Annotated in this window: 9 protein-coding genes and 1 pseudogene; 4 read left to right on the top strand and 6 right to left on the bottom strand. The window is 73.0% G+C overall.

What is annotated here, in order from left to right; all coding sequences use genetic code 11:
- The 4 genes and pseudogenes from KBX43_RS27925 to pgl all read left to right on the top strand — a co-directional run.
- Positions 1 to 862 (top strand): annotated as a pseudogene (locus tag KBX43_RS27925) (glucose-6-phosphate isomerase); the annotation flags it as partial.
- Between the two features lie 50 nt (positions 863 to 912).
- Positions 913 to 2,427, top strand: a complete 1,515-nt coding sequence (gene zwf / locus KBX43_RS27920) for a glucose-6-phosphate dehydrogenase (RefSeq protein ID WP_043329630.1) — start codon at positions 913 to 915, stop codon at positions 2,425 to 2,427.
- Positions 2,428 to 2,458: 31 nt separating this feature from the next.
- Entirely contained in the window at positions 2,459 to 3,475 is a 1,017-nt protein-coding gene (locus tag KBX43_RS27915; RefSeq protein ID WP_210888133.1) for a glucose-6-phosphate dehydrogenase assembly protein OpcA, read from the top strand.
- Between the two features lie 69 nt (positions 3,476 to 3,544).
- A complete protein-coding gene (gene pgl, locus KBX43_RS27910) occupies positions 3,545 to 4,315 on the top strand; it encodes a 6-phosphogluconolactonase (protein WP_043329628.1) in 771 nt (256 codons plus the stop codon).
- Between the two features lie 65 nt (positions 4,316 to 4,380).
- On the opposite strand, the gene KBX43_RS27905 is transcribed toward pgl, so the two are convergent.
- From KBX43_RS27905 to whiA, 6 genes are all read right to left on the bottom strand, one after another.
- On the bottom strand, positions 4,381 to 4,725 hold the full coding sequence (locus tag KBX43_RS27905) for an RNA polymerase-binding protein RbpA (protein ID WP_043329627.1): 345 nt from the start codon (positions 4,723 to 4,725) through the stop codon (positions 4,381 to 4,383).
- Positions 4,726 to 4,855: 130 nt separating this feature from the next.
- Complete coding sequence (secG, locus tag KBX43_RS27900; protein WP_043329626.1) at positions 4,856 to 5,116, bottom strand: preprotein translocase subunit SecG; 261 nt, start codon at positions 5,114 to 5,116, stop codon at positions 4,856 to 4,858.
- A gap of 95 nt (positions 5,117 to 5,211) precedes the next feature.
- Complete coding sequence (tpiA, locus tag KBX43_RS27895) at positions 5,212 to 6,003, bottom strand: triose-phosphate isomerase (RefSeq protein ID WP_043329625.1); 792 nt, start codon at positions 6,001 to 6,003, stop codon at positions 5,212 to 5,214.
- Entirely contained in the window at positions 6,004 to 7,203 is a 1,200-nt protein-coding gene (gene pgk / locus KBX43_RS27890; RefSeq protein WP_166456860.1) for a phosphoglycerate kinase, read from the bottom strand.
- Positions 7,200 to 8,204: a type I glyceraldehyde-3-phosphate dehydrogenase gene (gene gap / locus KBX43_RS27885; protein WP_043329624.1), complete on the bottom strand. Its 1,005-nt coding sequence runs from the start codon at positions 8,202 to 8,204 to the stop codon at positions 7,200 to 7,202. The genes pgk and gap overlap by 4 nt, the downstream gene beginning before the upstream one ends.
- A 263-nt stretch (positions 8,205 to 8,467) precedes the next feature.
- Positions 8,468 to 9,448 carry a DNA-binding protein WhiA gene (gene whiA, locus KBX43_RS27880; RefSeq protein WP_030503240.1) on the bottom strand — a complete coding sequence of 327 codons (981 nt, stop codon included), beginning with the start codon at positions 9,446 to 9,448 and terminating at the stop codon, positions 8,468 to 8,470.
- Between the last annotated feature and the right edge of the window lie 7 nt (positions 9,449 to 9,455).

Genomic DNA, 9,455 nt, shown 5'->3' with positions numbered 1-9,455 from the left:
GGCCCGGGACAATCCGGGCCTCGCGCTCGGCGCGGCCCTGGGCGCGGCGCCCGGCGAGGGCCGGCACACGGTCGCGCTGGTCCCCGACGGCACCGGACTCGACGGCCTGGGCCGCTGGGCGGGCGCGCTGCTCGCCGACGCGACCGGCGGACGGCTCCTGCCGGTGGCCGTGGAGTCCCCCGACTCCCCCGGCGCCACCGGGCCGGGCGTGCTCACAGTCGGTCTCGGCGGCGCCCTCGGCGCGGGCGTCGGCCCGGGCGTGGCCGCCGACGTCGCCGTCAACGGGCCGCTCGGCGCGCACCTGCTCACCTGGACCTACGCCGGCGCGACCGCCGCGGTGACGCTGCGGACCGACCCGTTCGCGGCGCCCGCCGCCGCGGCGGCCCACGACGAGGCGGACAGCGGGCCGCCGTCGTCGGTGGAGGACGCGATCGAGGTGTACGCCCCGAGCGGCGCGCCGGCCGACCTGACCGGCGCGCTGTGCTGGCTGCTCGACGGGCTGGGCGAACGAGAACACCTCGCGGTCACCGCGTACCTCGACCCGCGGGCCGACGCGGCGCTGGCCGGGCTGCGCCCGCTGCTGGCACGGCACACCCGGCGGCCGGTCACCTTCACCTGGGGACCGCGCCGGCCGGAGCACACGGACACCCGCGGCCGGCACCTCCAGATCACCGGTGCGGTCACCGATGATCTGGAAGTGCCCGGTCGTCCGTACACCTTCGCGCAGCTCCAGGCGGCCCAGGCCGCCGGTGACCGGCGGGCCCTGGCCGGCCGGGAACGACCGGTGCTGCGACTGCACCTGACCAAGCGGGCGGCTGGCGTCGCCCAGCTGCTGGATACGGCCGGACGGACATGCACGTGACGATCAATGACCTGGAATCAGCGGACCGAGACGCAGGAGGAGGTGGCCCGGTGAACCCGCTGCGCGACGTCCAGGACCGGCGGTTGCCCCGGATCCCCGAGCCGTGTGCCCTGGTGATCTTCGGGGTGACCGGCGATCTGGCCCGCAAGAAACTACTGCCGGCGGTCTACGACCTGGCCAACCGGGGGCTCCTGCCGCCCGGTTTCGTGGTGCTGGGCTTCGCCCGCCGGGACTGGGGCGACGGCGACTTCGAGTCGGTGGCGCACGAGGCGGCCAAGAAGCACGCCCGCACCCCGTGGCGGGAGGAGGTGTGGGCCCGGCTGGCCGGCAACATCAAGTTCGTCGGCGGCTCGTTCGACGACGACGCCGCGTTCGACCAGCTCGCCGCCACGCTCGACGAGCTGCGCGACTCGCACGGCATCGCCGGCAACGCCGCCTTCTACTTCTCCATCCCCCCGGCGGCCTTCCCGGTGGTGCTCAAGCAGCTCGCCCGCACCGGCATGGCGGACAACGACAGGTCCGGCGGCTGGCGCCGCGTGGTGGTGGAGAAGCCGTTCGGCAACGACCTGCCCTCGGCCAAGGCGCTCAACGACCTGGTCGACGACGTCTTCACCCGCCAGGACGTGTTCCGGATCGACCACTACCTGGGCAAGGAGACGGTCCAGAACATCCTGGCGCTGCGGTTCGCGAACAACCTGTTCGAGCCGCTGTGGAACTCCAAGTACGTCGACTCGGTGCAGATCACCATGGCCGAGGACGTCGGCATCGGCACCCGGGCCGCCTTCTACGACTCCGTCGGCACCGCCCGTGACGTGCTCCAGAACCACCTGCTCCAACTGCTCGCGCTGGTCGCGATGGAGGAGCCGACGAGCTTCGACGCCGACGAGATCCGCGCCGAGAAGCTCAAGGTGCTCAAGGCGATCACCGTGCCGCACGACGTCTCCGAGGACACCGTGCGGGGCCAGTACCTGCCCGGCTGGGTGGGCGGCGAGCGCGCCAAGGGCTACCTGGAGGAGGAGGGCGTCCCGGCGGGCTCCACCACCGAGACGTACGTGGCGGTGAAGCTGGGCATCCAGAACCGGCGCTGGGCCGGGGTGCCGTTCTACATCCGGGCCGGCAAGCGGCTGCCCCGGCGGGTCACCGAGGTGGCCATCATGTTCAAGAAGGCGCCGCACCTGCCGTTCAACGCCGCCGACATGGAGTCCCTCGGTCCCAACCAGCTCGTCATCCGCGTGCAGCCGGACGAGGGCGTGGTGCTGAAGTTCGGCTCCAAGGTGCCGGGCACCACGATGGAGGTCCGCGACATCGCGATGGACTTCCAGTACGGCGAGGCGTTCACCGAGTCCAGCCCCGAGGCGTACGAGCGGCTCGTGCTGGACGTGCTGATCGGCGACCGGACGCTGTTCCCGGACGCCGCCGAGGTCGAGCAGAGCTGGCAGGTCGTCGACCCGCTGGAACACGCCTGGGAGGGCACGACGCCGGAGCCGTACCGGGCCGGCGAGTGGGGACCCCGGGCCGCCGACGAGATGCTGGCCCGCGAGGGCCGGGCTTGGCGGAGAGCGTGAGCGAGCACTGCGAGCGAACCAGGAGGCTCCATTGATCGGGCTGTGGGACACCACCGGCAACGAGGTGGTCAAGGCGCTGGCCGCGGAACGGCGCAGCGCGGGCGGGGTGGCCAGCGGCATGGCGCTCACGCTGATCGTGGTGGTGGACGAGAAGCGGGTCCGGGAGGCCGAGGCGGCCGCCACCATCGCCGCGGCGGCGCACCCCTGCCGCCTGCTCGTGGTGGTCCGCTCCGACGTGGAGCGCGACCGCAACCGGCTGGACGCGGAGATCGTCGTGGGCGGCCGGCTCGGGCCGTGCGAGGCGGTGGTGACCCGGATGTACGGGCGGCTCGCGCTGCACGCCGAATCCGTGGTGATGCCGCTGCTGGTCCCGGACGTACCGGTGGTGACGTGGTGGCACGGCGAGCCGCCGGAGGAGATCGCCACCGACTTCCTCGGTGTGGTGGCCGACCGGCGGATCACCGACTCGGCGCAGGCGGCCGACCCGATCGCCGCGCTGCGGCAGCGGGCCCACGACTACGCCCCCGGCGACACCGACCTGGCGTGGACCCGGATCACCCCGTGGCGCACGCTGGTGGCGGGCGCGTTCGACACCACCCAGGCCCGGGTCACCGAGGCCAGCGTGGTGGCGCCCCCGTCGGATCCGACGGCCGCGCTGATGAGCGGGTGGCTCAAGGCCCGGCTCGGCATCGAACCGACCTGGGAGCGGACCGACGAGTTCCCGCGCATGCGTCAGGTGCAGCTGCGCTGCGCCAACGGCGACGAGCTGACGCTGACCCGCGACGACAGCATCGCGGTGTTCCGGCGTACCGGGCAGGAGGACCGCACGCTGCCGCTGGTGCGCCGGCCGCTCGGCGACGAGCTGGCCGAGGAGCTGCGCCGCCTCGACGCCGACCAGGTGTACGCGGAGGCGCTCGGCGCTGCGGCCGGGATCACCGGACTCGACCAGCGGCCGGCCCAGCGGGTGCACGTGTGGAAGGATCCGGCGACCGCCCAGCGGGCCGAGGCCGGCCTGACCGCGCACGCGGGCGCGACCGCGAACGAGTGACCGCCCGGACCGGGTGGTCGGAGGCACAGGTGACCGCCGGTGGGCGGTCGGAACACGAGGGCTCGACGGATGACTGAGGCGAGTGTCGCCGTACACGCCGACCCCGACCTGCTGGCGCAGGCGGTGGCGGCCCGGTTGGTGGTGAAGCTGCTCGACGCGCAGGCCGAGCGCGGCCAGGCGTCGGTGGTGCTGACCGGCGGGCGGATCGCCGCTGCGGTGTACCGGGCGGTCGGGCAGCTGCCCGCCCGGGACGCGGTCGACTGGTCCCGGGTCGACGTGTGGTGGGGCGACGAGCGGTTCCTGCCCGCCGGCGACCCGGAGCGCAACGAGACGCAGGCGCGGGCGGCGCTGCTGGACGCGGTGCCGCTGGACCCGGCCCGGGTGCACCCGATGCCGGCGTCCGACGGCCCGGCCGGTGACGACCCGGAGGCGGCCGCCGCCGGGTACGCGCGGGAGCTGGCCGCCGCCGCCCGGCCCGGGAACGCGATCGTGCCGCACTTCGACGTGCTGATGCTCGGCGTCGGCGAGGACGGGCACGTGGCGTCGGTGTTCCCGGAGCACCCGGTGCACCACGACAACCGCCCGGTCAGCGCGGTACGGGGCAGCCCGAAGCCGCCGCCGGTGCGTACCACGCTGACCCTGCCGACGATCAACACGGCCGAGGAGGTGTGGCTGATCGCCGCCGGGGCGGACAAGGCCCGGGCGGTGGGCATGGCGCTGGCCGGGGCCGGGCCGGTGCAGTTGCCGGCCGCCGGGGTGCAGGGCGTCTCCCGTACGCTCTGGCTGCTCGACCGGGCCGCGGCGGCCAACGTGCCGCCGCGCCTGCGCAGCCTCCGCTGAGGTGTAAGGAAGGGCCCCTTCTTAACGTCTCCGGTAGAGAAGGGGCCCCTTCTTAACGCCTCGGCTCAGTCGCGGCCACGACGTCGGCGCAGCGCGTCGAGGGCCTCGGCGAGCAGCGCCTCCCCCTCCTCCGGCGTGCGCCGCTCCTGCACGTACGCCAGGTGGGTCTTGTAGGGCTCGGCGCGCTGGCGGCCCGGCGGGTCGCCCGGGTCGGGGCCGGCCGGCTCGCCGCAGCGGGGGCACTCCCAGGTGGCCGGCGTCTCCGCCTCGGCGGCGATCAGGAACTCGACCCGGTGACCGTGGCGGCACCAGTAGACGACCGGGCGGCGCGGCGCGGGCTCCACGCGCTGGTCGAAGCGCTCGGGGGCGGACCCGATCCGGGTGCCGCGGATGACGTTGTTGCTGGGCACGGTTGCTCGCTCCCTGTCGTCGGAGGGGACCGCCGCCGGAGGGGGTGGGCGACGGGCGACGCGCGGAGAAACAAAACTGCGCGCGGTCCGTGACGGACCGCGCGCAGATTGTACGCTTCTCAGCGCCGACTCAGGTGCCGTTGGCCATCTGCAACCGCAGCCAGAGCCCGAGCCCGATGATGCAGGCGAACCAGACGATTCCCACCAGAACGGTGTAGCGGTCGAGGTTCTTCTCGGCCACGGACGAACCGGCCAGGCTGGAGCTGACGCCGCCCCCGAACATGCTCGACAACCCGCCGCCCTTACCGCGGTGCAGGAGGATCAGCAGGACGAGCAGCACGCTGGTGATGACCAGCAACGTGATCATCGTGTAGGCGAACCAGATCGGCATGGCGGGGGTCAGTCCTCTCGTTGCGATCACTGCCCGGACCTGTCGGGCACTGCGGCACCGGCCGGTGGACGGGCAGCGTCAAGGATAGCGAGCGATCAGCGGGCGGTGTGCTCCGGGAACCGGCAGATCTGCGCGAACTCCTCCGCGTCCAGGCTGGCGCCCCCGACCAGGGCCCCGTCCACGTCCGGCTGCGCCATGATCGCGGCGACGTTCGACGCCTTGACCGACCCGCCGTACAGGATCCGGACCTGCTCGGCGGTGCCCTCGTCGTAGGTCTCGGCGATGCGCTTGCGCACCGCGCCGCAGACCTCCTGGGCGTCCTCCGGCGTGGCCGTCTTGCCGGTGCCGATCGCCCAGACCGGCTCGTACGCGACGACGACCTTGGTGACCTGCTCGGCGGTGAGCCCCTTCAGCGCGCCGTCGAGCTGGTCGCAGCAGTGCCGCACCTGCCCCGACTGTTCCCGGACCTCCAGGCCCTCGCCGATGCAGAGGATCGGGGTGAGCCCGTTCGCCAGCGCCGCCGACACCTTCGCGTTGACCAGCGCGTCGTCCTCGTGGTGGTACTGCCGCCGCTCGGAGTGGCCGACCACCACGTAGCCGCAGCCCAGCTTCGCCAGCATCGGCCCGGCGATGTCACCGGTGTACGCGCCGGACGGATGCGGCGACAGGTCCTGCGCGCCGTAGCCGATCAGCAGCTTGTCGCCGTCCACCGCGGTCTGCACGGTACGCAGGTCGGTGAAGGGCGGCAGCACCACGCACTCGACGTCGGTGAGCTGCTTCTCGTTCAGGCTCGCGGCCAGCTTCTGCACCAGCAGGTTGGCCTCGAGGTGGTTCAGGTTCATCTTCCAGTTGCCGGCCATCAGCGGCCGGCGGGTCGTGCTCGCCATTCAGTTCTCCAGAGCCGCGATGCCGGGGAGGGTCTTGCCCTCCAGGTATTCCAGGGAGGCGCCACCGCCGGTGGAGATGTGCCCGAACGAGGACTCGTCCAGGCCCAGCGCGCGCACCGCCGCGGCCGAGTCGCCGCCACCGACCACGCTGAACGCGTCGGCCTTGGTGATCGCCTCGGCCACGCCCCGGGTGCCGTTGGCGAACGCCGCCATCTCGAACACGCCCATCGGGCCGTTCCAGAAGATGGTCTTCGCCTGCGACAGCGCGGCCGCGAAGCCGGCCACCGTCTCCGGGCCGATGTCCAGGCCCAGCCGGTGGCTGGGGATGCCGTCGGCGGGCACGGTGTCGTGCGCGGCGTCCGGCGCGAACGCGTCGGCGGCCACCACGTCGACCGGGAGCATGATCTTGCCGGGCGCGCGCTCCATCAGGTTGCGGCAGGTCTCGACCATGTCCTTCTCCAGCAGCGACGTGCCCACCTCGTGGCCCTGGGCCTTGAGGAAGGTGAAGCACATCCCGCCGCCGATGAGCAGCCGGTCCACGGTCGGCAGCAGCGCCTCGATCACGGCCAGCTTGTCGGAGACCTTCGAGCCGCCCAGCACCACCACGTACGGCCGCTCCGGGGAGCCGGTGAGGCGGCTGAGCACCTCGACCTCGCGCAGCACCAGCCGGCCGGCGAAGTGCGGCAGCCGGGCCGGCACGTCGTGCACGCTGGCGTGCTTGCGGTGCACAGCGCCGAACGCGTCGTCCACGTAGGCGTCGCCGAGCGCGGCGAGCTGGTCGGCGAACGCGCCCCGCTCCGCGTCGTCCTTGCTGGTCTCGCCCTTGTTGAACCGCAGGTTCTCCAGCAGCGCCACCTGGCCGTCGGCCAGGTCGGCCACGGTGGACCGCGCCGAGTCACCGACGGTGTCCTCGGCGAAGTGCACCGGGACGCCGAGCAGCTCACCGAGCCGCCCGGCGACCGGGCGGAGGCTGAACTGCGGGTCCGGCGCGCCCTTCGGGCGGCCCAGGTGCGAGCAGACGACCACCTTCGCGCCGGCCTGCACCAGCGCGCTCAGCGTCGGCAGGACGGCCCGGATCCGGCCGTCGTCCGTGATCTCACCGGTCTGCTTGTCGAGCGGGACGTTCAGGTCGGCGCGCACCAGCACGCGCCGACCCGACACCCCCTCGGCGAGCAGGTCGTCGAGGTTGCGGATGCTCACAGCGAGCTACCGACCAGCTTGACCAGGTCCACCAGGCGGTTCGAGTAGCCCCACTCGTTGTCGTACCAGCCGACGACCTTGACCTGGTTGCCGATCACCTTGGTCAGCGGCGCGTCGAAGATGCACGACGCCGGGTCGGTCACGATGTCGGCGGAGACGATCGGGTCCTCGTTGTAGGTGAGGATGCCCCGCAGCGGGCCCTCGGCGGCGGCCTTGAGCGCCGCGTTGACCTCGTCCACAGTGGTCTCCCGGCCGACCGTGACGGTCAGGTCGGTGGCCGAGCCGGTCGGGATCGGCACGCGCAGCGCGTAACCGTCCAGCTTGCCCTTCAGCTCCGGCAGCACCAGGCCGATCGCCTTCGCGGCGCCGGTCGAGGTCGGCACGATGTTCAGCGCGGCGGCGCGGGCCCGGCGCAGGTCCTTGTGCGGCGCGTCCTGCAGGTTCTGGTCCTGCGTGTACGCGTGGATGGTGGTCATCAGGCCCTGCTGGATGCCGAACGTGTCCTGCAGCACCTTCGCCATCGGCGCGAGGCAGTTCGTGGTGCAGGAGGCGTTCGAGATGATGTTGTGCTTGGCCGGGTCGTACTGGTCCTGGTTGACGCCCATGACCACGGTGACGTCCTCGTTCTTCGCCGGCGCGGAGATGATGACCTTCTTGGCCCCGCCGTCGAGGTGCGCCTTCGCCTTGGTGCCGTCGGTGAAGAAGCCGGTGGACTCGATGACGACGTCGGCGCCGACCTCGCCCCACGGCAGGTTCGCCGGGTCCTTCTCGGCGTACGCCTTGATGGTCTTGCCGCCCACGGTGATCTCGTCGGCGGTGGCCTTCACCTCGTGCGGGAGGCGACCCAGGATGCTGTCGTACTTGACAAGGTGGGCGAGCGTCGCGTTGTCGGTCAGGTCGTTGACCGCCACGACCTCGATGTCAGCGCCGGACGCCAGCACTGCCCGGAAGAAGTTGCGGCCGATCCGGCCGAAGCCGTTGATGCCAACCCGGATGGTCACAGGTCCCATCTCCTCGCGTTCTGGTCCGCCGGCGCCAGACCGGGGCCGGCGGAGGTGTGTGCGCCGACCGTTGGAGCCGGCCGTCGACATGTCATCTCGGCCACCCCGCCGCGGTCACGGAGACCTGACCGCCCGAGGCGGTGAGCACGGCGAGGGATGCCTGTGCGCGGCCCCCTTGCCGTACGCAGCGACCATATCCGAGCGTGCGGCGTCGCGCTGCGGCGGGTGGTGATCCCGCTCGCGTGCTCGCCGCCCGAGTCCTATCAGACCACGAGCATGTCGGGCGTGACTGCCGCTTCCGTATCCGGGATGCCCAGGTCGCGGGCGCGCTTGTCGGCCAGCGCGAGCAGCCGGCGGATCCGGCCGGCGATGGCGTCCTTGGTCAGCGGCGGCTCGGCGAGCGCGCCCAGCTCCTCCAGGGACGCCTGACGGTGCTCCAGCCGCAGCCGGCCGGCCGAGGTCAGGTGGTTGGGCGCGTCGTCGGCGAGGATCTCCAGCGCGCGGGTCACCCGGGCGGCGGCGGCCACCGCGGCCCGGGCCGAGCGGCGCAGATTGGCGTCGTCGAAGTTGGCCAGCCGGTTGGCGGTGGCGCGCACCTCCCGGCGTACCCGCCGCTCCTCCCAGGCCAGCACGCTGGAGTGCGCTCCTATGCGGGTGAGCAGCGCGGCGATCGCGTCGCCGTCCTTGACCACCACCCGGTCCACGCCGCGCACCTCGCGGTTCTTCGCGGTGATGCCGATGCGGCGGGCCGCGCCGACGAGCGCCAGCGCCGACTCCGGGCCGGGGCAGGTGATCTCCAGCGCGCTGGAGCGGCCCGGCTCGGTCAGCGAGCCGTGCGCCATGAACGCGCCCCGCCAGGCCGACACGGCGCAGCAGACGTTCGCGGCCACCACGTGCGGCGGCAGGCCGCGCACCGGGCGGCCCCGCACGTCGAGCAGGCCGGTCTGCCGGGCGAGCGCCTCGCCGTCCTTGACCACCCGCACGATGAAGTGGCTGCCCTTGCGCAGGCCGCCGGAGGCGAGCACGTGGATCTCGCTCGGGTAACCGTAGACCTCGGCCACCTCCCGCCGCAGCCGGCGGGCCACCGCGCCGGTGTCCAGCTCCGCCTCGACCACGACGCGGCCGGACACGATGTGCAGGCCGCCGGCGAAACGCAGCAGGGCGGCCATCTCCGCCCGCCGACAGCAGGGCTTGGGCACGTCGACCCGACTCAGCTCGTCCTTGACCGCAGCCGTCATCGCCATAGTGCGC

Source organism: Micromonospora sp. C41 (genome assembly GCF_018070485.1).
Classification (GTDB): Bacteria; Actinomycetota; Actinomycetes; order Mycobacteriales; family Micromonosporaceae; genus Micromonospora; species Micromonospora chalcea.
The sequence above is the reverse complement of the archived record's forward strand: the minus strand, read 5'-3'. Positions and strand labels throughout refer to the sequence as shown.

Coding starts and splice junctions, on each gene's coding strand:
- pgl (WP_043329628.1), top strand. CDS start 3,545: ATGACTGAGGCGAGTGTCGCCGTACACGCCGACCCCGACCTGCTGGCG.
- secG (WP_043329626.1), bottom strand. CDS start 5,116: ATGCCGATCTGGTTCGCCTACACGATGATCACGTTGCTGGTCATCACC.
- tpiA (WP_043329625.1), bottom strand. CDS start 6,003: ATGGCGAGCACGACCCGCCGGCCGCTGATGGCCGGCAACTGGAAGATG.
- whiA (WP_030503240.1), bottom strand. CDS start 9,448: ATGGCGATGACGGCTGCGGTCAAGGACGAGCTGAGTCGGGTCGACGTG.